The sequence below is a fragment of the Candidatus Pelagibacter sp. Uisw_113 genome (assembly GCF_047717815.1).
Taxonomy (GTDB): domain Bacteria; phylum Pseudomonadota; class Alphaproteobacteria; order Pelagibacterales; family Pelagibacteraceae; genus Pelagibacter.
Map to the genome: position 1 here is coordinate 646,513 of NZ_CP159809.1, position 24,131 is coordinate 670,643.

A 24,131-nucleotide genomic window follows, 5' to 3' on the forward strand; every position below is an offset into this window, starting at 1 on the left:
AATTTAGTTTTTAAAAAGAAATTTTTTACAAATAATTAATAAAGTTAAAAGCTCAAGTCTACCAACAATCATAAAGAAAATTAGATAGTATTTGGTCACAAAATGTAGATTGTAAAAGCTAAAATCACTTAAACCAAACATTGAAGAATTTACAGTATTCATTATTGTTAAAATTGAGAGTTTAAAAGAACTTTCAAATTCAATTCCACTTAAAGTTAATAAAAAAGTTAAAATTAATAAAGAAATTATAAAAACTATTACAGAAAGAAAATATTTATAAATTTCATCTAATTTAAATGAATCTTTTGAAAACAAGTGTTTGTTTATATAAATATTCTTAGGTCTGCTGTAAGAAAGAATTTGATTGATTGAGTATTTAAATAAAGAATAAATTTTTAAAAATCTAATACCAGAACTAGTAGAAAAAAAAGAACCACCAACAATAACAAGTATTAAAAAAATTAAAGATAAATTGTTAGGAGGGTTATTTAAAGAAAATCCAACATTAGATATACTGCTTGTTAAAGATAAAAATAATTCACTAAAATTATTTTCAAAATTTAGAAATACAAAAAAGATAATCAATAAAAATAGGAAATAAAATAACAAATGAATATCTTCATTAAAGAAATTCAGGTTATGGTTTTTTGTAAAAAAAAGATTGTAAATCAAAAAAATACTAAAAAAAGAAGATAGTAATAAAATTGATGTAATTATAACCTGAGAATTGTTAATCAGGATATTAGACAAATTATTTGATGGTAAAAAACCACCTGATGAAATTATAGTCATTGCCAAATTTAAAGAATTAAACAACCTGATATCAAAAAAACTTAATATTATAAAAATTGAAACTGTAATTAATGAGTAAAATAAGAATATTTTCAAAACTTGCTTGAAAGTTTCAGATTTATTAAATGATAAAAAATTAGTTAAAGATTTTTTAAAACTATGATCAAAAATATCAATCAATAATATTATAGAAAATAAGAAATAAAGACCACCTACCCACTGTGATGCAGATCTCCATAATATTAAACTTTGATCTATATGATTAATGTTTTCAAAAATAGTAAATCCAGTTGATGTAAAACCAGAAATTGACTCAAAGAAAGAATTAACAAAAGTTAAATTATAAATACTAAAATAAAAAGGTATTGATATTACCAATGGTAATAAAAAATAACCAAGAAGAATTGTTAATATCTTATCATATATTGTTATTTTTTTTTCATCATTATTTTTTATGTAATAAAATAATATTGCTAAAAAAATTGATACTATGAATGTATATATGTAAGTATTTAAATTTAGGTAAAGGTTTAGATAATACGAATATGTAATATTAAAAAAAGCTAAAATTGCAACTATTAAAAAAAAAACACTCAAATAAATGAGTTTAAAATATCTCATTAGATTAAATAGAGCTTATACGAAACATGTTTTCTACAATATGTAAGAAATCTTTTTTAGCCAAAAGAACAACAATATCTTGCTTTTTAAATACAAAATTTGATCTAGGGATGATAACCTCATCACCTCTTAAAACTGCACCAATTCTTATTTCATCAGGTAAATTTGAATTTTTTAATTCTTTATTAACCAACTCTGAAGTCTCAATAATTTCTGCTTCAATAATCTCAAATTCACCACTTAAGATACTATACGCATTTTCAATTGTTCCCTTGTGAATATGTTTTAATATGCTGGATACGGTATTCATCCTAGGGTCAATAAAATCATCAATTTTTAAAGAGGTTTGTAAAAGTGAGTAGTTAGGTTTGTTAATTAAAGCCATAGTTCGCTTATCACTTAAATCATCATTATCTTTAGCAAATTTTTCAACTAATACACTTACCATTAAATTGTCCTCGTCATCATTTGTAAGTGCCAAGACAGTTTGAGCCTCTTCTAAATTTGCCTCAATCAAAACTTCTTCATCAAGAGCATCGCCATTAATAACAATTGTATTATTTAATTGGCTCGCAATTAGTTGAGCTCTTTCCTTATTCTTTTCAATTATTTTAACTCTTGCAGAATCAAAAGTTTCTTCTAAACTTTTAGCTAGATTAAACCCTATATTTCCACCTCCAATAATTAAAATTTTATTAGAAACCTTTTCAGTATGACCAAAGGCAGCTAAAGTTTCATTCATTTGTGAGGCATTAATTACAACGTAAGCTTTGTCATTTTTAACCATCACGTCGGTTTTTTTTAGTAAAATAAATTTTTCATCTCTAATTACACCCATTATATTTGAGTTTAATTTTGGAAACTTTTTAGTAAGCTCATTAAGTTTTATGTCTTTTATTGGACAATTTGTATCTATTAAAATTTCAAGTAATCTAATTTTATTATTTGCAAAAGGTACATTATCTAGTGAACCGGGAGCCTCTAATTTTCTTTGAAGAGATTTTGCTATCTCGATTTCAGGTGAGATAATAACATCTATTGGTAAATTTTCTTTATTATAAACTTTTGTGAATTTAGGATTTAAATAATCTTGTGATCTGATCCTTGCTATTTTTTTTGGAACGTTAAATATTGAGAATGCTATTTGGCATATCAGCATGTTAATTTCATCATTACGTGTTACTGCAATAATCATATCAGCATCCATTGCGTTTGCTTTTTCTAAAATTAAGGGATAAGTGCCTTTACCAACAATAGACTTAACATCAAGTGCGTCATCAATTTTTTGTATATCTTCGCTTGATTGGTCGATTACAGTTATCGAGTGACCTTGTTCACTTAAAATTTTTGAAATAGTGAAACCTACTCTACCTGCACCACAAATTATAATATTCATTTAGTTTAATTCCTTAATCCCTAAACCTTTGAGCTTTCTATGTAAGGCAGATCTTTCCATTCCTATAAAGTCAGCAGTTTTTGATATATTACCGTTAAATTTTTTCAATTGTGTAGTTAAATACTCTTTTTCAAAAATTTCTCTAGCTTCTTTTAATGTTGTAGATAAAGAGTTTTTTGATGATGTATTCATAGTATCAGGTGTTTTTAGAGATTCTTTAATAATATTTGAAATTTTATCAACACTATCAGGCAAAAGTATTGCAATTCTCTCAATTAAATTTCTCAACTCTCTAACGTTACCTGGCCAATTATAATTAAGTAGATAGTTATTATTCGTATCAATACTTAATTTTTTTAGATTATAATTTGTTGAGATTTTTTCAGAGAAATATTTAACTAATAAAGGTATGTCTGAAACTCTTTTTTTTAATGGGTCGATGTTAATTTCGAATACATTTAGTCGATGATATAAATCCTCTCTAAAATTTCCATTTTCTATTTCTTTTTTTATATCTTTACTGGATGAACATATAATTCTTACATCCACATTAACATCATGACTACCATTAATTCTTTTAAATTTTTGATCTATTAAAACTCTTAAAATTTTAGATTGAGTATCAAGTGGGATTTCAGAAATTTCATCTATTAAAAGAATACCTTTTGATGATTTCTCTAAAGCACCATAAGTTATAGAACCATTTTCTCTTTCCTCACCAAATAATTCTAATTCATATTTTTTTATATCCAGCAATGCACCATTCAGAATAATAAAAGGACCCTTTTGTCTTTTAGATTCTTTATGTATTTTTCTTGCAATCAATTCTTTACCAGAACCAGTAGGTCCATTAATAAAAATTCGACTTTCAGAAACTGAGATTTTATTGATTTGGTCTTTTATATTTCTAATATTATCGCTAATACCAACTAACTCGTATGAGTAAAAAAGTTTATTTTCAAATTCTTTATTCTTGTTTTTAAGGATTATATTTTCAACAGCTCTATTAACAAAATTTAATAATCTCTCTTGATTAAAGGGTTTTTCAATAAATTCAAAAGCACCAGCTTTTAAAGCTTTAATAGCCATTTCTACATTTGCGTGTCCTGTAATCATTATAACAGGAATATTTATATCTTTAGTTTTAATGTGTGATAAAAGCTCTAAACCATCATAATCACCTTTGTCTAACTTAACATCTATAATCGCAACATCTGGAAGTTTTTTATCAATTTCATTTAAAGCTTGATTGTAATTAGCAGCTAATCTTGTTTTGTAACCGGCTTCAATAATTAGATCATTGATTATATTTCTAATATCAGCATTATCATCAATAATTAATATTTCAGTACTCATTATTTTGTAAATATAATTTCTATTTTTGCACCATTTTCAAATGATTCAAAATTTATTTTACCATTATGATCATTTATTATTTTATTAACAATAGATAAACCCAAGCCTGTACCTTTTTCCTTTGTTGTAACGTAAGGATTTAAAATATCTTTAATATTGTCTGCAAATATTCCAAAGCCTAATCCATTATCAATAATTATAAAATTAATTTTTTCTGTATTATCATGTATAGAAATATCAATTTTACCTATCAAATTAATATTATCAATTTTTTTATCCTGTATGCTTTCAATGGAGTTTTTAATCAAATTGAAGAAAACTCTGCTTAATTGTTCACTGTCAGAGTTCAAAAAGATATCCAATTTATTTGTCTTAAGATCAATTATAATTTTATTATCCAATTCTTTTATTAATTCAATATTATCTTTTATTAAGGAAACTAAGTTGTTATCTTTAAGAATTGGTTTTGGCATTCTGGCAAAATCAGAAAATTCATTAACTAAATTTTCAATTTGTTTAATTTGTTTTCCAATAATCAATAAGCTCTTTGAAAAATCATCTTTTTCATGATCTGCTATTTTTTCTGAATACTTACTCTTCAATCTATCAATGGTTAATTGAATAGGTGTGAGTGGATTTTTAATTTCATGAGCTAATTTTCTGGCTAAATTTTCCCAAGCTTCATGTCTTTCTTTAATTATAAGTTTCTCTTGTTGCGATTTTAATTTGTCTATCATTAAATTAAAGTTTTGGTTTAAAACCTCCATATCTTTATCAGTCTTAATTTCTGGTACTTTAGTATCTAAATTACCTTTTCCAATATTGGAGGACGCAATAATTAAATTATTAATAGATCTAAAAAATCTTGATGAAAATTTTATAGCAATTGATATTGATAAAAATAATAACAGTGAAACTATAACAAGATAAATAAATACAAATGATATCTTAATTCCAGTTTGCTTATTTAAAACTGTATAATAAAAATTAAGTGCTTCTTGAGATTCTAGTAAATATTGAGAAATTTTCTTATCTAAATATTTTACTATATATAAATACTTTCCATCAAAGTTTTCAAGCTTTATAATTGATGCTGTTTGATTTTTAAAAGCATTAATAATCTTAAGCGGTCTTTTATCATTTTGAACCATTTCTAAAGCTTCAAGCAAAGGAGGTATATACAAAGTATTATCTTCTAAGGTTGATAAGTATAAGTTTCCATTACCTTCAATGATATGTACTTCATCCATACCTCTAATAAGTTTCTGGGTATTTAGAAAACTTTTAAATTGGTTAATATTTGTGTTTAAAAAATTGATACTTTTGTTTAAATCAAATGCTATGAAAATTATCTCTGATTGTGTTTTTGTTCTAACTTCTTCAGTATAGCTTTTAGCAATTTCATAAGAGTTGTTAACTGCAGTTGTTATTTTTTTATCTAAATATTTATCAAGCGCAAAAGAAAGAAGGAATAATGAGAATAAAGAAATTAAAATAGAAGGAATTAAAGTAAATAATGCAAAAAAAGTTATATATTTTCTATTAGCTTTAGAGCCACTTACGTCAACATCTATTTTTAAGGAATTTCTTACTTCTGAAAATATCATAAAAAAAAGAAGTATTAACAAGGCAATATTTCCAATTAATAAAATCTGAAGATTATCATCGGATAATTTTAAAAAACTTTTATCAATAAACGTTAAAAAAGTTACAAAACCTATGAATAAAGTGATTAAAAAAATTACAATGATAAATATATTTTTTTTAATAAAATCAATCATTGCGAACAAAATAATGTGTTATATATTTTTATCATGAATAGTTGCTTTATAATACTTGCTGGTGGCGAAAGTAAAAGATTTAATTCAAATATTCCAAAACCATACATAAATTATAATGGTAAGCCTTTATTATTGCATTCTATTGATAAAGCTAAAATATTTAATAAGTTTAATAAAATTGTTCTTGTAATAAATAAAAAACATAAAAATTATATCAAAAAACTTAATATCAAAAATATTAGTATTATTAATGGTGGTGAAACAAGAGCACAGTCTGCTTATATTGCCTTAAAAAATATTAAAAGAAATAATTTTCAAAATGTAATAATTCATGATGCTGCAAGACCAAACTTTTCTCTAAAACTTTTAAAGAAATTAATGGATGGATTAAAAGCAAATGACTGTGTAATTCCTGCAATTCAAACAACAGATTCTATTAAGCAAAAAACTTCAAATATTGTCAAAAATTTAAAAAGAGAAGATATTTATTTAATACAAACACCTCAAGCATTTAACTATAAAAAACTTTTTGCACTTCAAAATAATAAAAGTGAAGAAGTTACTGATGATGCCAACTTATTTGTAAGAGCTGGTAAAAAAATAAAAATTATTAAAGGTGAGTTTACCAATAATAAAATTACAATAAATTCAGATATTATTTTTAATAACTTAATAAAATTTGGACTAGGTTTTGATGTTCATAGGTTGGTTCCTAATAAGAAACTTTACATAGGCGGAATTAAAATACCCTCATCTATTGGTACATTGGGTCATTCAGATGGAGATCCTGTTTTACATGCTGTAACTGATGCAATTCTTGGGGCTTGCTCTATGGGTGATATCGGTGAAAAATTTTCTGATAAGAATAAGAAATTTAAAAATATTAGATCTACCATTCTATTAAGTAAAATAATTAAGCAAACTAAAAAAAATGGGTACTTGATCAATAACCTCGATATTAATATCATTACTCAAAAACCTAAAATTCAAAAATACAAAAAACAAATAACGAATTGCATCGCAAAAATCTGTAATATTTCTCCTACACAAATTAATATAAAAGGTAAAACAACTGAAAAATTAGGTGTGATTGGTAAGGAAAAAGCAATAGCTTGCGAAGTAATAGCCTCTGTTATTAAAAATGATTAAATCTTTCAACTCATTATTTGTTACAATGTTTGGTCTTGGTAAGATTAAGTATATGCCTGGAACTTTTGGGTCCTTAGCAACTATAATTATTCTTTATTATCTATTCCACACTTTAAATATTTCACCAAATATAATTTTAGTTGGGTTAATAATAATATTTATTTACTCATTTTATGCCGTTTCAAATCATATAGAAAATAATGAAAATAAGGATCCTGGTGAAATCATAATTGATGAATTTTTAGGTCAATCAATCCCTATATATCTTTATGAGATATCCCACGGAACAACAAAAGATGCGGGTGAAGCTATCGTTTATTATGCTCTATTTTTTATTCTTTTTAGATATTTTGATATCATGAAACCATTTCCTGTAAGCTTTTTTGATAAAAACTTTAAAAATAGTTTTGGTGTAATTATGGATGATATCTGTGCTGGTTTTTATGTGGTTCTAACCCTTGTATGTTTCATGATTTTAAAGAGCTATATTTTATAATGAAAAATATTGTAAAAAAATTAATCAAAAAAAAACTTAAAATATCTTTTGCTGAGTCTTGCACGGGGGGAATGTTAGCTGCATCTATTACTTCTATTAATGGTGCATCTAAAATATTCAACATAGGTCTTATTACCTATTCTAACCATGCAAAAATCAATATTTTAAAAGTAAATAAAAATGTTATCAAAAAATATGGGGCTGTTAGTGCTGAATGTTGTGAGGCTATGGTTAAGAATTTAGCAAAGATATCTAAAGCTCAAATAAATGTATCTGTCACTGGCATTGCAGGTCCTAATGGTGGAACTAAAAACAAACCAGTCGGACTAGTCTATATCGGAGTAAAAAGATCTAATAAAATAGTAATAACTAAAAATATTTTTAAACAAAAAACAAGAAACTCAATTCAAAAAGCATCAGTTAAAAGAGCTTTGGATATTGTTAGTTCTTTAATTTAAGCAATCTTTTACAATTTTTTTACACTGTTTCGGCTCTTTTTTGGAAAGCATCAGCAATTTTATTTAAACCAAATTCAAATGATTTTTCCATTAACAAATTTAAAAACTTATTTTTAATTTCAAAATCAACATCAAAATAAACCTCAGTCATGTTGTTATTTTCTACAAATTTCCAATTATTTTGCAAGTATTTTAGTGGACCATCTAAATTAGTAACATAAATCGTATCATCTTTTTTATTAAATCTAACATCACTTTTATAAGTGTCGCTAAAGGGACCCTTTCCAATTGTTAAATCTGCTATGATTAAGATTTGATTATTTTCTTCTTTTCTATCATAAACTTTCGAACTTAAACAAAAAGGGATGAATTCTGGATATTTTTCAATATCCAAAACAAACTCAATAAGTTTATCTTTTTTTTTATTTATGTTTCTTTTAACTGATGCCTTAGGCATTAATAATTGTTAATTCTATTTTGTTGAAGTTTAGCAAAATCTTCATCTGCATGGTATGAAGATCTAGTTAAAGGTGTCGATGAAACTAATAAAAATCCTTTTGATTTTGCAATAGTTTCTAACTCTTTAAATTCATCTGGATGGTAATAGCGGTCTAAAGGGTGATGTCTTACAGAAGGTTGTAAATATTGACCAATAGTTAAAAAATCTACCTCTGCTGCTTTTAGATCATCCATGACTTGAACGATCTCTTCTTTGTTTTCACCTAATCCAACCATTAAACCTGATTTAGTGAAAACATTTTTATTAACTAACTTTGCATTCTTTAAAAGCTCTAATGATGAAAAATATCTAGAGCCTGGTCTTACTTTTAAATAAAGTCTAGGAACTGTCTCAATGTTATGATTAAAAACATCTGGATTAGCTTCTAGTACTTTTTTATAAGCATCTCCTTTTCTAAGAAAATCAGGTGTTAAAACTTCAATTGATGTATTGGGATTCTTTTTTCTTGTTTGATCAATTACTTCATAAAAATGATTTGATCCTCCATCTTCAAGATCATCTCTATCAACAGAGGTAATTACAACATGTTTTAAATCTAATTTTTTTACGGCTTCAGCAATTTTAACAGGTTCAAATGAGTCTAGTTTTCTAGGTTTACCAGTTTTTACATCACAAAAAGCACATGCTCTTGTACAGGTATCACCCATAATCATAAATGTAGCATGCCGCTTACTCCAACATTCTGTAATATTTGGACAATTAGCTTCCTGACAAACTGTTACTAAATTGTTTTGATTAACAATAGTTTTAGTTAAGAAGAATTCTTTACTGTTAGTTAATTTAGACCTTATCCAATCAGGTTTTTTCTTAATTGGATTTGCAGGTTTGTTAACTTTTTCTGGGTGTCTTGGTTTAATTGTCATTCTTTTTAATTATATAGAGGGTCTCCCCTTCTTTGCCAAACATAAATTTTTCTCTGATTAAGGTTTCGACATAATCTAGGTCTAATTTAGTACTTAATAGAGAATTTTTAAATTCAAGATCTTTAATTTTGTTAGATAAGCTAGCTTCTTCAATTTTTAGATTAAATAAAATTTCTTTTTTTTTGAAATAAGAAAAAAGACCTCTTTCACCATCTAGAAGGTTAAAGAAAAAATAAAGTAATAAAAAAGTAGAGATTAATAAAAAATATTTTTTTTTTAATTTTCCCAGCATTAATGAATTTTACTCATTGATGCTTTTTTTCCAAGCCCTTCTTCTATACGTAATAATTGATTATATTTTGCAACGCGTTCAGATCTTGCCAGCGATCCAGTTTTAATTTGATTTGAATTTGTACCTACAGCAAGGTCTGCTATAAAAGTGTCTTCACTGTCTCCAGATCTATGAGAAATTATTGTTTTATATCCAATAATTTGTGCAAACTTAATAACCTCAAGTGTTTCAGATACTGTACCAATTTGATTAAGTTTAATTAATATCGAATTTGATGAGTTGTTTAAAAAACCTTTTTTAAGTCTTTCTAAATTAGTTACATACAAATCATCTCCAACTATTTGCACATTATTAGTATTTTTCATTAATTTACTCCATGCCATCCAATCATTTTCTCCAAAGGGATCTTCAATAGATTTAATTTTGTATTTATTTATTATTTTTTTATATTCTTTAATTGATTGATCTACCGAAACAAATTTTTTTGAATGAATAGAGTATTTGTCTTTCTTGATTAATTCATTTGCTGCAACATCTAAGCAAATCGAAACATCTTTGCCATTTTTAAAACCAGACTTATTAATTGCAGCAACAATTAAATCCAAAGCTTTTTCATTGCTACTGATCATTGGAGCAAAGCCACCTTCATCTCCTACAGATGTTGATAAACCCTTTTTTATAATCAATTTTCTTAAGTTGTTAATTACAACAAAACATATTCTCATAGCTTCTGAAAAACTCTTGGCTTTATCAGGTCTAATCATGAATTCTTGAATTCTTAATCTATTATTAGCATGTGCTCCTCCATTGATGATATTCATTAGTGGGTAAGGTAATCTGTAATTATTCTTTACTAAAAAAGTTTTATATAAAGGTATATTCTTAATCTTAGCAGAAAGTTTCTTAGTAGCCATAGATACAGCTAAAATAGCATTAGCACCCAAACTTGTTTTTTGGCGAGTACCATCAAGATTAATTAAAATTATATCTATACGTGTTTGATCATGAATATTTGCACCTGTTAGTTTTTTAGAAATTTTTGTATTAACTAAATTGACTGCGCCTAAAACACTCTTACCTAAATATTTTTTATTATTGTGGTCTCTTTTTTCAAATGCTTCGTAAGTACCAGTAGAAGCACCTGAAGGAGAAATAGCTGAGGCACTTAAATTTTTTGAATAAACTTCTGCTTCAATTGTTGGGTTCCCTCGGCTATCAAAGACTTGACGAGCTCTTATCTTTAAAATCTTACTCATTTATTTTTTAATTAGATTGTCTATTTCAAATAATTGAGATAGCAATTTTTCTAATTTATCTAGAGGAACCATATTAGGTCCATCTGATGGAGCGTTATCTGGGTCTTGATGTGTTTCAATAAAAACACCTGCAACACCGACTGCAACCGCAGCTCTTGCTAAATATTCAACAAATTCTCTTTGACCGCCGCTGGTCTCACCTAAACCTCCAGGTTGCTGGACTGAATGTGTAGCGTCAAAAATAACAGGGTAACCATTTTTTGCCATTATAGGTAAAGACCTCATGTCAGAGACAAGAGTATTGTAACCAAAGCTAGCTCCCCTTTCTGTAACTAAAATATTATTATTACCCGAGTCAGCAATTTTTTTTGTAACATTAACCATATCCCATGGTGCAAGGAATTGACCTTTTTTAACATTTATAATTTTCCCAGTTTTGGCAGCAGCAATTAATAAATCTGTTTGTCTACATAAAAATGCTGGAATTTGTAATACATCAGCATGAGGAGCTACCACTGAACATTGATCAGCGTTGTGTATGTCAGTTAATATTGGAACACTTAATTCTTTTTTAATTTTATCAAAAATAGGCAAAGATTGTTCAAGGCCTGCACCTCTTTGTCCTTTTAGACTTGTTCTATTAGCCTTATCGAAAGATGTTTTGTAAATAAAACCCATATTAAACTTGGAAGTTATTTCTTTAATTTTACCAGCCATATCCATAGCGTGTTGCTCCGTCTCAAGTTGGCATGGTCCAGCAATAATACAAATTTTATTATTATTTGAAATTTCTATATTTCCACAATTAACTTTTATATTTTTCATTTATAGTTTTTAGCAGCCTTGATAAATGATGAGAATAAAGGATGTGGTGCTAAAGGTCTAGATTTAAATTCTGGGTGAAATTGGACAGCTATAAACCATGGGTGGTTTTTTAGCTCAATAATCTCTGGTAATTTTTTATCTGGAGATAATCCCGAAAAAATAAGGCCATTTTTTTCAAATTGATCTTTAAAACTAATATTAACCTCGTATCTATGTCTGTGTCTCTCTTGAATTAATTTTGATTTATAGATTTTTCTAATCAATGAATTTTCTTTTAATCTAGCCTCATAAAGACCAAGTCTCATAGTGCCACCAAGATCTTTATCTGTACCTTTAATTAATTTACCATCCTTATTCCATTCAGAAATTAAACCAATGATTGGGGTTCCTCCAAATCCAAACTCACTTGATGTAGCTTTTTTTATATTTAGTTTATTCCTTGCAAATTCAATAATGGCTATCTGCATTCCAAAACAAATTCCAAAAAAAGGAATTTTTTTCTCTCTAGCATATTTAGTTGCTTCTATTTTGCCCTCTGTACCTCTTTTGCCAAATCCACCTGGTATCAAAATTCCAGAAACTCCTTTTAACATTTTTTTAATTTCAGAAATTTTTAAGTTTTCAGAATTTATTCTCACTAAATTAATTTTCAAATTATTATCAATACCACCATGAGTTAAGGCTTCGTCTAATGATTTATAAGCATCTTTAAGTTCAACATATTTTCCAATGATTGCAATATTGATTGATTTTTTTGTATGCAGAACAATTTTAGTGATTTTTTTCCAAGGATTTAAATTAACTTTTTTTCTAGATTTTATTTTAAAATATTCAAGTACCTGTTTATCTAAATTTTCTCTATTGAAGCTAATTGGTGCTTCGTAAATGGTTTTAACATCAACAGTTTGAATTACATTCTCAATTCCAACATTGCAGAATAAAGATATTTTTTTTCTATGCTCTAAGGGTATTGGCCTTTCAGATCTGCAAATAATAATATCTGGCTGAATACCAAGACTTCTTAATTCTTTTACAGAGTGTTGAGTGGGTTTTGTTTTTATTTCATCTGATGCTTTAAGGTATGGGACCAATGTTAAGTGAATAAATAAAGCATTTTTTTTACCCACATCATTGGAGAATTGTCTAATGGCCTCAACGAATGGAAGGCTTTCTATATCACCTACTATTCCACCAATTTCACAAATTACAAAGTCTTCCTTTGATGTATCACTTTTTATAAAATCTTTAATACGGTCAGTTATGTGTGGAATAACCTGAACTGTTTTTCCAAGGTATCCTCCTTTACGTTCTTTTTTTAAAACATCACTATAAATTTTCCCAGTTGTAATATTATCAGTTTTTTTTGCAGATATTCCAGAAAATCTTTCATAGTGACCTAAATCTAAATCTGTTTCAGCACCATCATTTGTTACAAAGACTTCGCCATGCTGAAATGGACTCATTGTTCCTGGATCAACATTTAAATAAGGATCTAGTTTTCTTAAACGTACTTTAAAACCTCTAGATTGTAATAGGTATGCAAGGGAAGCTGAGGAAAGACCTTTTCCTAATGAAGAAACCACACCGCCAGTTACAAATATAAATCGCGCCATGGTATTATCTTATAGCGATTAATTAATGAATTTAAAAGGATTAATTATTGTTTTCAGGAATTGAAGGTGTATCACTAGACTTTTCCTCAATGATATCCAATACAGAAGATGTAGGTGTTAACTCACCTCTAGAAATTATTGTTAAAGCTAAGCTACAAATTATGAATAAAGTTGCAACTACTGCCGTAGCCTTACCCATAAAATTACCAGCAGATCTGGAAAGCATAAAATTATCTTGAGAAACACCTATACCAAGTGCACCACCTTCAGATTTTTGGACTAGTATCAAAAGCACAAGTATTGTTGCTAGTACTAAGTTGACTACTAATAGAATATTTTCCATGAGGGTTAACTATATGTTTTTTTGACTATATCAATAAATTTTTTAGCATTTTGAGATGCTCCACCAATTAAAAAACCATCAATATTATTAATTTCTCTTAAGATTGTTATATTTTGTGGATTTACAGAACCCCCATATAAAACTTTTGGTGATTTATCTTTAAATTTACTTTTGATGAATTCTACTGTTTTAAAAAGATCTTGAGGTTTCGGTATAAGACCACTGCCTATAGCCCAAACAGGTTCATAAGCTAAAAAAATATTTGATTTATTTTTAATATTTTTTAAACCAATTTTAATTTGTTTGGATAAAGTTGAGCATGTCTTTTTTTTTCTTTTTTCACTTAAAGTTTCACCGATACAAAAAATAACTTTTAATTTGGCTTCAAGAGCACTTTTAATTTTTAAATTAATTAGTTTATCACTTTCACCCTGTTCTCTATTTTCTGAATGACCGATAATTACAAAATGTGCACCAATATTTTTTAACATACGGGAATTAACATGACCTGTATGAGCACCATAATCTTTGCTTTCATGACAATTTTGTCCACCAATACCAATTTGACAATTACTAAATTTTTTTGAAAAAGAACTTATTAAAGTATTTGGAGGGCAATAAATTAATCTACCTCCCTTTATTTCTTTAGATTTTGAAAATTTAACAACTTTATCCAATGTATTTAAGGAAGATAAATTCCCATACATTTTCCAATTAGCTACAAAATACATATATTTATTTGTCATAATGAAAAATTTAATCTATAGCTTGGTATTTTAAAGATCAATAAATTAATAATGTAATGATAAATCCATTTAAAAATTTTACAAAAAAAAAGATTGGTGGCTTAATATTGATTTTTGTTATTATAATAGCTTTTGGCTTTGGTGGATTTGGTGGTGGATTTAGCACTGGAAATCAAAATAATATAGCTAAAATAAATAACACCAATATCTCTACGCAAGATTTCATGGATTACCTAAATCAATCTGGCTTAAGTCAGCAAGTAATAAAAGAGAATATCGATAAAAATGTAATTGAGGAGCTTTTGTCTTCTATGGTTTCAATGACTTTACTTGAACTTGAAATAAAAAATTTAGACCTAGTCATATCAGATGAAGTAATTGTAGAAACTCTTAAGAAAAATAAAAACTTTCTAGATGAAAATGGTAATTTTCAAAGAACTCTTTATGAAAAGTTTTTACTTACAAATAGTATGAGTGCAGCGATGTATGAAATAAAATTGAAGAATAACGTTCTACAAAAAGAATTATTTGCATATATAAGTGGTGGAGCGAAGTCTCCCAAGTTTTTAACTAATAAATATTTTATAGAAAATAATAGAAAATTAGATATTGAATTTATTAGATTAAATAGATTTTATAAAAAAGTTGATGAATTTACCAATCAGGAAATTAAAATTTTTATTGATGAAAATTCAAAAAAACTTAAGCAAGATTATATCGATTTTTCTTATGTAATAATAACGCCTAAAAACTTATTGGGTGTAGATGAATTTAATCAGGCTTTTTTTGATACAATTGATGAAATTGACAACATGATATCTAAAAACATAGATTTTAAGACAATTACAAATGAATTAAATGTCAATGTGATTACAAAAAAAAATTATATTAATTTAGAAAATAAAGAGACAATTGAAAATAAAATTTATAATTCTAGAAAAGATGAGATTGAAATACTTGAAGACAATGGAACATTCATCTTTTATCATATAGAAAATGTTATTCAAAAATTACCTGATTTAAATGATGAAAGATTTGTAAAACAAATAACAAACCTTCTATTTCAAAAAGAAAAATTTGAATTTAATAAAGATATACTAAACCAATTAGATAAAAATGAATTTAACCAAGCATCATTTGATAAACTTGGGAATGGTGAAGTTGAAAAAACTCAATTAAACTCGATTAAGGACATTAATAAATTTGAAAATAATTCTGTTAAAATTTTATATACACTCCCAATCAATACATTTACTCTAATTGCTGATATAGAAGACAACATATTCATAGCCAAGGTTATGAAACTTGAAGATACTGAAATTTCTCTAGATTCAAATATATTTAATGCAATCTCTAACGAAGCGAGTGCAGAAAATAGAAACGGAATATTAAAATCATATGATTACCTTTTGAACAGTAAATATAAGGTGATAATTAATGAAAAAACTCTTGATAGGGTAAAAAATTACTTTAGATGATGCTTAATCGAAACTTTAAAGATTTTAAGTTTCAACACTCAAGAAACAAAAATCAAATCATATATACCTCTCAGAAAGTACGAAATGATCAGGAAGTTTTAAACTTAATTGATAATTTTCTAAGGGAAAAAAATAGTTTTATTTTTGAGTCAGTTGAGAAAGGCAAGATAAGAGGGAGATATACTATCTTTGGCAAAAACCCAGATAAGATTTGGGAATTTAATAATAAAAACTCTTACCTGACTACCAATAACATTAAAAAAAAAATAAAAGGTGCTCCAGAGAAAATTATAGAAGAGATAATAGAAGAATTTAAGTTTAAAACACCAGTAGGTCTACCACCAATTTGTTCTTTAATATCAGGGTATTTTTCTTACGATTCTATTAGATATGTCGAAAAAATTCCCAATAAATGTAAGGATGATTTAAAGCTACCTGACGTTAGACTTTTAAGACCAAGAACATTGGTTATTCACGATAACTTAAAAAAAAAGATTTTCTATATTATTAATATTTTCAATGATGAAGAGATTCTAAACTATAAAAAAAGGTATTTTGAAATTGAGAGTGAAATTAATGACCTATTAATAAAGGCCTCTCTTATAAAAAATAATTCTAATAATAATACAAAAGCTAATATTAAGGTTAAATCAAATATCTCAAAAAATAAGTTTTTAAGAATGGTTAATGAAGCGAAAAAATACATAAAAATTGGAGATATTTTTCAAGTCGTTTTAAGTCAAAGGTTTGAAGCTAAATTATCCAAAACACCCTTAGAAATTTATAAAAAACTGAGAATTACCAACCCTTCTCCCTTTATGTATTTTTTTAATTTTGAAGATTTTCAGATAATAGGAGCTAGTCCAGAAATCTTAGTTAGACTAAGGGATAACAAAATTACCGTTAGGCCAATTGCTGGAACTAGACCTAGAGGTAAAAATTTAAAACAAGATAATTTTTTTGCAAAAGATTTACTTAAAGATAAAAAAGAACTTTCTGAACATTTAATGTTACTTGATTTAGGGAGAAATGATGCTGGTAAAGTTTCTAAAATAGGAACTGTTAAAGTGACAGAAAGTTTTATGATCGAGAAATACTCACATGTAATGCATATCGTTTCTAATGTAATCGGTGTTTACAATAAACAATTTTCAAAATTTAAATCATTACTTGCTGGATTTCCTGCAGGGACTGTGTCTGGTGCACCTAAAATTAGAGCCATGGAAATTATTGATGAGCTAGAAACAACTAAAAGAAAAGTCTATGCTGGAGGTATAGGTTATTTTTCTGCAAATGGTGAATTTGATACGTGCATTGCGTTAAGAACTGCAGTTGCAAAAAACAAAAAATTCTACGTTCAAGCTGGTGCAGGCATAGTAGCTGATAGTAATCCAATTAAAGAATACGAAGAAACTGTAAATAAAGCAAAAGCTTTAATGAATGCATTAAAATAATGAAAATCATATTAATAGATAATTATGATAGTTTTACATTTAACTTATATCACTATGTGTCATCTCTTGGTGTTACAGTTGATGTAATTAGAAATGATGAAATCACTCACAAACAAATAATAAAAAATAAATATGACAGAATTATTATATCGCCTGGACCTGGTAATCCAAATCAATCAGGGAATTGCATTAAAATAGTAAAAGCACTTTATAAAAAGATACCTATTCTTGGTGTGTGTTTAGGTCATCAGATTATTGGTCAAGTTTTTGGTTCTAAGATTATTCAAGCAAATAAGTTAATGCATGGGAAAACTAGCGTCATAAAATCAAAAAGAATAGGTATCCTTAAAAACCTTCCTTCTAAATTTGAAGCTACAAGATACCATAGTCTTATAATTGATAAAAAAACATTATCTAATCAACTTGAAATTACTGCTGAAACAAAAGATAGAATCATTATGGGTGTAATGCATAAAGAATATAATATCCACGGTGTTCAATTTCACCCTGAAAGTATAAAAACTAACATTGGTATTAAAATATTAAAAAATTTTATTAATTACAAAAACAAATGAAAATTTTCATAGATAAATTAAGAAACAACCAGGACTTATCATTTAATGAAAGTAAAAAAGCTTTTGAAATACTAATGGACGGTAAAGCATCAGATGATGAAATATTTGATTTTTTAACACTACTTTCAGCAAAAGGAGAGGTCTCTGATGAAATTGCTGGGGGTGTTTATGTGCTAAGAAATAAATCTAAAAGAGTTAATGTTAATGATTGTATTGATACATGTGGAACGGGTGGAGACGGCAAGAATACACTCAATATATCGACTGCATCAGCACTACTTCTATCTAGTATGGGCATTAAAGTTGCAAAACATGGTAATAAGGCTGTCTCCTCTAAATGTGGTTCAGGTGATGTTTTAGAAGCTTTAAACATAAAAATAGATTTAGAACCGCATGATATTGAGGAACAAATTAAAAAAAACAACTTTGGTTTTATGTTTGCACCCAATTATCACAGTGCGATGAGATTTGTTGGGCCAACTAGAAAAAAAATTGGTAAAAGAACAATTTTTAATATGATTGGTCCTTTAAGTAGCCCTGCCCTAGTTGACAGACAAGTAATTGGTGTTTTTGATAAAAAGCTATTAAAAATTTTTGCTAATGCCTTGAACAATTTAAACATTAAATTTGCCTGGATTGTAAATAGCGAAGATGGATTAGATGAGATATCACCCTATTCAAAAACTAATGTTGTTCAGTTAAAAAAAGGCGAAATTTCTGAAATATTAATTGACCCTATAAAACTAAATATAGATGCAAATGAATTTAAAGATTTGCTTGGTGACGATGCAAAATTTAATGCGAATAAAATGTTGGATATATTTAAGGGTGATGATAACGATTTTTCAAAAGCTGTTTGTTTAAATGCAGCAGCCGGCCTTATTGTTTCTGAAAAATATAAAATATTTATTGACGCATATAATGAAGCAAGAAAACATATTTTATCAGGAAAAACATACAACGACTTAAAGGAAATTCAAAATGTCTAAAGATGTGCTAAAAGAAATTATTAAAAAAAAAATTGAAAAAATTGATTTATTAAAAAAAATAATTTCATTAGATGCTTTAAATGAACAGATAGAACAAAATAAATCATTTATAAATTTTAAAGATAAAATTCAAAACAATATTGATAATAATAAAATTTCTTTAATTGCAGAGATAAAAAAAGCAAGTCCGTCTGCTGGTGTTATAATGGACAATTATAACCCTATTGAAATAGCAAAAATCTATAACTATAATAAAGCAACATGCTTATCAATTCTTACAGAAGAAGATTTCTTTTTGGGTAAGCTAAGCGATATTAGCGAAGTAAAAGATAAAATAAACCTACCTATTCTGTGTAAGGATTTTTTTATTGATAAGTTTCAAGTACCTCTTGCAAAAAGTTATGGAGCAGATGCAATATTAATTATATTAGCTGGTGTTTCTGATGATCTTGCTAATGTATTATACGAAGAAGCTCTGAAACTTAATATGTCGATAATTGTTGAAGTGCATACAACTGAAGAAGCCAAGAAAGCTCTTAACTTTAAAGAAGCATTAATTGGAATAAATAATAGAAACCTTAAAACTTTAAAAACAGATCTGAATACAACTTATGATATCTACAATGTATTAAGTAATCACTCTTCTCCTATAATTTCTGAAAGTGGAATTAAAACAAAAGAAGAACTTCTTTCTTTAGAGAACAAAACAGAAATAAAAACTTTTTTAATTGGTGAATCACTTTTAAAAAATTTAGATAAAAATTCAATTTTTTCAGTTCTTTAGTCAAATAAAGCCTTATTTTGAATACTTTTTAGCTATTGCTGAATTAGAAGAACACTTGTAGAACATATTTTGTACTTTATTTGTTCTTATGCTTACTAAAAAACAAAAAAACCTGCTTTTATTCATCAACAAAAAGTTGAGAGCCTCAGGCGTATCTCCTTCGTACGAAGAAATGAAAGTTTCGTTAAATTTAAAATCTAAATCAGGAATTCATAGACTAATAAGTGCCTTAGAAGAAAGAGGCTTTATTAGAAGGCTAGCTCATAAAGCGAGAGCTTTAGAGGTTATAAAACTTCCCGAAACAGCTTCTGCTAACGATATTTACAATAGCTTTTCACCTAGTGTTATTAGAGGTGGTCTGGATACAGAAAATACTAACTTAAATGAGATGGAAATACCTGTGCTAGGAAGTATTGCTGCAGGAACACCTGTGGAGGCAATACAAAATGAAGTTTCTCGAATACCTCTACCAAGTAATCTTGAAAAGAATGGTCAATATTTTGGTCTAAAAGTTCAAGGTGATTCAATGATTGAAGCTGGTATTAATGAAGGGGACACAGTTATCATAAAAAGATCTGATACTGCAGATAATGGTAAAATTGTCGTAGCTTTAATAGATGAGCATGAAGCAATGTTGAAAAGAATTAGAAGAAAAGGAAAAACAGTAGCACTTGAAAGTGCCAATAGAAACTATGAAACTAAAATATTTGGCCCAGATAGAGTAAAAGTTCAAGGCATTCTAGTATCTTTATATAGAAACTTCTAAGAAAATAGTCTAAAAATCATTGATGTCAAAAGTAGCAACAAGATTTGCTCCCTCACCTACTGGAGCTTTACATATTGGTGGCGTAAGAACTGCTTTATTTAACTGGCTATATTCAAAAAATAAAAATGGAACCTTTCATTTAAGAATTGAAGATACAGACAAGGAAAGATCTAAAGATGAGTACAAAATTCAAATTATTAAATCTTTAAAATGGATTGGCATTGAATATGAAGGCGATGAATACATACAATCAACCAAGATAAATGATCATATAAATATTGCAAATGAGTTACTTAAAAATGGACATGCATATGAATGTTATTGCTCTATGGAAGAAATTGAAGAACAAAAAAAAAGAGCCAGACAAAAAAAACTTCCTTATATATATAATAGAAAATGGAGAGATCTTACTAAAGCAGATGCTCCAAAAGATATTAAGCCTGTAATTAGATTTAAAAGTAAAATTGAAGGATCTGCTGTACTAAGAGATTTAGTTCAAGGTAATGTTGAGATAGAAAATACTACAATAGAAGATTTTATAATTTTAAGAAATGATGGCACACCAACATACAATTTATCAGCAACAGTAGACGATCATCAAATGGGCATGTCTCATATTATTAGGGGAGATGACCATAAGATTAATACTTTTAAACAAATGCAAATATACTTAGCTATGAAATGGGAGCTACCTCAATTTGCACATATACCTCTTATTCATACTATAGAAGGTAAAAAACTGTCTAAAAGAGATAATGCCTCGACGTTAGACGACTATTCTAAAATTGGAATAATGCCTGATGCACTCAGAAACTATCTTCTAAGACTTGGATGGTCTTTTGAAGATAAAGAGATATTTACCCTAGATGAAAGTATTCAACATTTTAATTTAGAAGGTATTGGTAAATCTCCATCTAAATTAGATATGAGTAGAATTTTATCAATGAATGAGCACTATATTAAAAATATAGATGAGAATGAGCTTTATAATCATCTTTTTGCTTATTGTGAACTATACAAAGAAAAAATTAAATCTGATAGAGAAGAAAAAATTAAAGCAGCATTATTGTTTCTTAAAAATAAAGCTAAGACTCTAGAAGATATATATAATAATGCTAAATATATTATCTTTGATCAAGTAAACTTTAATCAAGAAGATTTAAAACTTATCGATGATAAAGCAAAAAAGATAATATCTGAATTTAATAAAGATATTGATGTTTTGGAAGCTCTAAATAAAGAAACATTAGAACCTGTAGTAAATAATCTTATAAAAACTCACGAAACAAATTTTAAAGGTGTTGGGCAACCATTAAGAATAGTTTTAACAGGTTCAAAGTTTGGTCCAGGCATTTATGATATAATCATGTCATTAGGTAAAGAAGAAGTTAAAAGAAGATTAAATAAAAGATTCTAAAAATTTTTTAAGATGTAAATATTTAGATAATTTTCAAAGTTTTCATTACTTCTTTGAAGTCTCATTGCACTAAGACTATAAATCAAACTATTTACTTTTTAAATTTAAATCCTATTTTAACTTTTAAAGATGAGGAGTAAAGATAGGCATTGATAAATGGCTTGAAAAAAATATTATAGTAAATAATTTAATTTTAATAGAAGGCATAATATTTATAAAAAAAGATTATTGTAAAAAATTAAAGATATTGTGATAAAATAGTTGAAATTTTATCAGATGAAGAAACTTCTAACTTAATGTTTTTTAAAGTTTTATTAACATCATTTATTTGAGATTTTAATAAATCAGGATGGTTTAGAAGGTAATTTACAGAATTATAAATTTCTTTTGCATTGCATTCACTTTGTAATAATTCTGGAATAATTTCCTTATTATTTATAATATTTATAATATTAGCAAATTTTACTTTAACTAATAATTTCATAATTAAATAATTAATCATATTAGTCTTATAGATTATAATAGATGGTATATTTGCGTTGCATACTTCAAGAGATACTGTGCCAGATTTTACTACAGCGAATATAGAACTAGATAAAATATGTGATTTAATATTTTCATCAGAAACAGCTTGAGCATTATTTAATAAATTATTTTTTAGAAAACTTGCAACCATTTCTTTATTTTCATCTGTAGCATGAAAAATAAAACAATAATCACTAGATTGTTTGTTCATCAATTTAATAAAATCAGACAAAATCGGTAAAAGAACTTTGGTCTCAGAACTTCTGCTTCCGGCAAATATTGATATTATCTTTTTCTCTTTTGAGATTAATGATGAAAGGTCAATTTTAGATTTTATGATATTTTCTAATAAAGGGTGTCCAACAAATGTATTGGGAATATTCTCTTTTTCAAAATATTTTTTTTCAAAATCAAATAAAAGTAATACATGGTCTAAAAATTTTTTAAATTTTTTAACTCTACCCTCTCTCCAAACCCATACCTGTGGAGCAACATAGTGGATAGTTTTAATCCTTTTATTCAATATTTTTACTTTCTCAGCAACTCTCAAAGTAAAATCGGGACTATCAACACTAAATAAAATATCTGGATTAAATTTTACTATTTCATCAACTGTTTTATTTATTTTACTTTTAATTTTGAAAATATTAAACAAAACACTAGTAAAACCAATGTATGTTATTTCTTTTAGATCAAAAATTGACTTAATACCCAATGAGTTCAAATGTGTTCCACCAACACATAAATATTCAATGTTAGAATTATTATTTTTAAGTTTGGAGATTACTTTTGAAGCAAGTTTATCTCCTGAAGGCTCACCAGTTATAATAAATATTTTTTTCATTTTACGGTAATGAACATTTTATTTTTATTAGCAAAGTTAATGCATTTTTTTTTATCTAAAAAAACATTTTGTTTACTTTTAACAACTATACCTTTTAGTCCAGCAATTTTACTTTGTTTTAAAGTTTTTAAACCAATGGTTGGTAGGTCGACTCTGAGATCTTGTTTTTTTTTAGGAAATTTAACTAAAACCCCATGATTTCTGAATTTTTTACTTTTACTATTTTTAAGCATTTTTTCAGTTCCACTAATTCCCTCAATTAGAACAACTTTTTTATTTCTTACAACAACACCTTGGCTAAAATTGTATTGCCCTAAATTATTTAAAGTGTTAATTGCTTTCTTGATGTCTAATTTATCATGATTGTTAGGTTTGATCTTTGAATAGTTTCCCTTTTTAAGGTTGAGTTCAGGGTTAAATCTTAGAGAACTTTCTGTTTTGATCTTGTGATGAGTTAATATTTTTATGATTTCTTTGAGAATGGCTGCATCTCCAAGTTTTGATGCTCTAATTATTCTTGGAGTATAATATATTCCTTTAAAGTCTAATTTTAATTTAGAAAAATTAGGTTTATTAACTTTGCCAGCAAACATGACTTTTTTACAGTTATTTTCTTTCAAAATATTGATTATCTTACCAAATTGACCAATAGAAACGGAATAAGATCTTTTATCTTTTTTAAACCTTTTTGATTTTGATAAATCTATTATCAAATAGTTTATTTTTTTTTTCTTAATTGTTTTAAGAATTTTAATTGGAAAATCTGTATCACCGAAAATTAAGCCTATCATT

The 24,131-nt window shown here is 26.8% G+C and carries 24 protein-coding genes; 10 read left to right on the forward strand and 14 right to left on the reverse strand.

Going from position 1 to position 24,131, the window contains the following annotated elements:
* Window positions 1-3: 3 nt before the first annotated feature.
* The 4 genes from ABXT39_RS03590 to ABXT39_RS03605 are packed head-to-tail and all read right to left on the reverse strand — an operon-like array spanning window position 4 to window position 5,946.
* The gene (locus ABXT39_RS03590) at window positions 4-1,413 is read right to left on the reverse strand and encodes a TrkH family potassium uptake protein (RefSeq protein WP_415295881.1); all 1,410 of its coding nucleotides are present in this window, start codon (window positions 1,411-1,413) and stop codon (window positions 4-6) included.
* Window positions 1,414-1,417: 4 nt separating this feature from the next.
* Window positions 1,418-2,809 carry a Trk system potassium transporter TrkA gene (gene trkA, locus ABXT39_RS03595; RefSeq protein WP_415295882.1) on the reverse strand — a complete coding sequence of 464 codons (1,392 nt, stop codon included), beginning with the start codon at window positions 2,807-2,809 and terminating at the stop codon, window positions 1,418-1,420.
* Window positions 2,810-4,165: a sigma-54-dependent transcriptional regulator gene (locus tag ABXT39_RS03600; RefSeq protein ID WP_415295883.1), complete on the reverse strand. Its 1,356-nt coding sequence runs from the start codon at window positions 4,163-4,165 to the stop codon at window positions 2,810-2,812.
* Window positions 4,165-5,946, reverse strand: a complete 1,782-nt coding sequence (locus ABXT39_RS03605) for an ATP-binding protein (protein ID WP_415295884.1) — start codon at window positions 5,944-5,946, stop codon at window positions 4,165-4,167. The genes ABXT39_RS03600 and ABXT39_RS03605 overlap by 1 nt, the downstream gene beginning before the upstream one ends.
* A gap of 33 nt (window positions 5,947-5,979) precedes the next feature.
* Between ABXT39_RS03605 and ispD the strand changes: the two genes are divergently transcribed.
* The 3 genes from ispD to ABXT39_RS03620 are packed head-to-tail and all read left to right on the forward strand — an operon-like array spanning window position 5,980 to window position 8,049.
* The gene (ispD, locus tag ABXT39_RS03610; protein WP_415295885.1) at window positions 5,980-7,095 is read left to right on the forward strand and encodes a 2-C-methyl-D-erythritol 4-phosphate cytidylyltransferase; all 1,116 of its coding nucleotides are present in this window, start codon (window positions 5,980-5,982) and stop codon (window positions 7,093-7,095) included.
* The gene (locus tag ABXT39_RS03615; RefSeq protein ID WP_415295886.1) at window positions 7,088-7,591 is read left to right on the forward strand and encodes a phosphatidylglycerophosphatase A; all 504 of its coding nucleotides are present in this window, start codon (window positions 7,088-7,090) and stop codon (window positions 7,589-7,591) included. The genes ispD and ABXT39_RS03615 overlap by 8 nt, the downstream gene beginning before the upstream one ends.
* Window positions 7,558-8,049, forward strand: a complete 492-nt coding sequence (locus ABXT39_RS03620) for a CinA family protein (protein WP_415295887.1) — start codon at window positions 7,558-7,560, stop codon at window positions 8,047-8,049. Before ABXT39_RS03615 ends, ABXT39_RS03620 begins: the two co-directional genes overlap by 34 nt.
* A 19-nt stretch (window positions 8,050-8,068) precedes the next feature.
* On the opposite strand, the gene ABXT39_RS03625 is transcribed toward ABXT39_RS03620, so the two are convergent.
* The 8 genes from ABXT39_RS03625 to ABXT39_RS03660 are packed head-to-tail and all read right to left on the reverse strand — an operon-like array spanning window position 8,069 to window position 14,507.
* The gene (locus ABXT39_RS03625; protein ID WP_415295888.1) at window positions 8,069-8,506 is read right to left on the reverse strand and encodes a type II toxin-antitoxin system RatA family toxin; all 438 of its coding nucleotides are present in this window, start codon (window positions 8,504-8,506) and stop codon (window positions 8,069-8,071) included.
* Window positions 8,506-9,432 carry a lipoyl synthase gene (gene lipA, locus ABXT39_RS03630; protein WP_415295889.1) on the reverse strand — a complete coding sequence of 309 codons (927 nt, stop codon included), beginning with the start codon at window positions 9,430-9,432 and terminating at the stop codon, window positions 8,506-8,508. Before lipA ends, ABXT39_RS03625 begins: the two co-directional genes overlap by 1 nt.
* Window positions 9,422-9,724 carry an FtsB family cell division protein gene (locus ABXT39_RS03635; RefSeq protein WP_415295890.1) on the reverse strand — a complete coding sequence of 101 codons (303 nt, stop codon included), beginning with the start codon at window positions 9,722-9,724 and terminating at the stop codon, window positions 9,422-9,424. Before ABXT39_RS03635 ends, lipA begins: the two co-directional genes overlap by 11 nt.
* Window positions 9,724-10,980, reverse strand: a complete 1,257-nt coding sequence (eno, locus tag ABXT39_RS03640) for a phosphopyruvate hydratase (protein ID WP_415295891.1) — start codon at window positions 10,978-10,980, stop codon at window positions 9,724-9,726. Before eno ends, ABXT39_RS03635 begins: the two co-directional genes overlap by 1 nt.
* Window positions 10,981-11,805: a 3-deoxy-8-phosphooctulonate synthase gene (gene kdsA / locus ABXT39_RS03645; RefSeq protein ID WP_415295892.1), complete on the reverse strand. Its 825-nt coding sequence runs from the start codon at window positions 11,803-11,805 to the stop codon at window positions 10,981-10,983.
* Window positions 11,802-13,418: a CTP synthase gene (locus ABXT39_RS03650; protein WP_415295893.1), complete on the reverse strand. Its 1,617-nt coding sequence runs from the start codon at window positions 13,416-13,418 to the stop codon at window positions 11,802-11,804. Before ABXT39_RS03650 ends, kdsA begins: the two co-directional genes overlap by 4 nt.
* A 40-nt stretch (window positions 13,419-13,458) precedes the next feature.
* Complete coding sequence (gene secG, locus ABXT39_RS03655; protein WP_415295894.1) at window positions 13,459-13,761, reverse strand: preprotein translocase subunit SecG; 303 nt, start codon at window positions 13,759-13,761, stop codon at window positions 13,459-13,461.
* Between the two features lie 5 nt (window positions 13,762-13,766).
* Complete coding sequence (locus ABXT39_RS03660) at window positions 13,767-14,507, reverse strand: triose-phosphate isomerase (RefSeq protein WP_415295895.1); 741 nt, start codon at window positions 14,505-14,507, stop codon at window positions 13,767-13,769.
* 56 nt (window positions 14,508-14,563) lie between these two features.
* On the opposite strand from ABXT39_RS03660, the gene ABXT39_RS03665 reads away from it, so the two are divergent.
* From ABXT39_RS03665 to gltX, 7 genes are all read left to right on the forward strand, one after another.
* Window positions 14,564-15,985 carry a SurA N-terminal domain-containing protein gene (locus ABXT39_RS03665; RefSeq protein WP_415295896.1) on the forward strand — a complete coding sequence of 474 codons (1,422 nt, stop codon included), beginning with the start codon at window positions 14,564-14,566 and terminating at the stop codon, window positions 15,983-15,985.
* Entirely contained in the window at window positions 15,985-17,439 is a 1,455-nt protein-coding gene (gene trpE, locus ABXT39_RS03670; protein WP_415295917.1) for an anthranilate synthase component I, read from the forward strand. Before ABXT39_RS03665 ends, trpE begins: the two co-directional genes overlap by 1 nt.
* On the forward strand, window positions 17,439-18,014 hold the full coding sequence (locus ABXT39_RS03675) for an anthranilate synthase component II (RefSeq protein ID WP_415295897.1): 576 nt from the start codon (window positions 17,439-17,441) through the stop codon (window positions 18,012-18,014). The genes trpE and ABXT39_RS03675 overlap by 1 nt, the downstream gene beginning before the upstream one ends.
* Window positions 18,011-19,003: an anthranilate phosphoribosyltransferase gene (trpD, locus tag ABXT39_RS03680; RefSeq protein ID WP_415295898.1), complete on the forward strand. Its 993-nt coding sequence runs from the start codon at window positions 18,011-18,013 to the stop codon at window positions 19,001-19,003. Before ABXT39_RS03675 ends, trpD begins: the two co-directional genes overlap by 4 nt.
* Window positions 18,996-19,787 (forward strand): indole-3-glycerol phosphate synthase TrpC, encoded by a 792-nt coding sequence (locus tag ABXT39_RS03685; RefSeq protein ID WP_415295899.1) that lies wholly within the window; start codon window positions 18,996-18,998, stop codon window positions 19,785-19,787. Before trpD ends, ABXT39_RS03685 begins: the two co-directional genes overlap by 8 nt.
* An 88-nt stretch (window positions 19,788-19,875) precedes the next feature.
* A complete protein-coding gene (lexA, locus tag ABXT39_RS03690) occupies window positions 19,876-20,553 on the forward strand; it encodes a transcriptional repressor LexA (RefSeq protein ID WP_415295900.1) in 678 nt (225 codons plus the stop codon).
* Between the two features lie 22 nt (window positions 20,554-20,575).
* Window positions 20,576-21,970 carry a glutamate--tRNA ligase gene (gene gltX / locus ABXT39_RS03695; RefSeq protein ID WP_415295901.1) on the forward strand — a complete coding sequence of 465 codons (1,395 nt, stop codon included), beginning with the start codon at window positions 20,576-20,578 and terminating at the stop codon, window positions 21,968-21,970.
* A gap of 238 nt (window positions 21,971-22,208) precedes the next feature.
* On the opposite strand, the gene lpxB is transcribed toward gltX, so the two are convergent.
* Both lpxB and ABXT39_RS03705 read right to left on the reverse strand, forming a co-directional pair.
* Window positions 22,209-23,339, reverse strand: a complete 1,131-nt coding sequence (gene lpxB / locus ABXT39_RS03700) for a lipid-A-disaccharide synthase (protein WP_415295902.1) — start codon at window positions 23,337-23,339, stop codon at window positions 22,209-22,211.
* On the reverse strand, window positions 23,336-24,130 hold the full coding sequence (locus ABXT39_RS03705; protein WP_415295903.1) for an LpxI family protein: 795 nt from the start codon (window positions 24,128-24,130) through the stop codon (window positions 23,336-23,338). The genes lpxB and ABXT39_RS03705 overlap by 4 nt, the downstream gene beginning before the upstream one ends.
* Between the last annotated feature and the right edge of the window lies 1 nt (window position 24,131).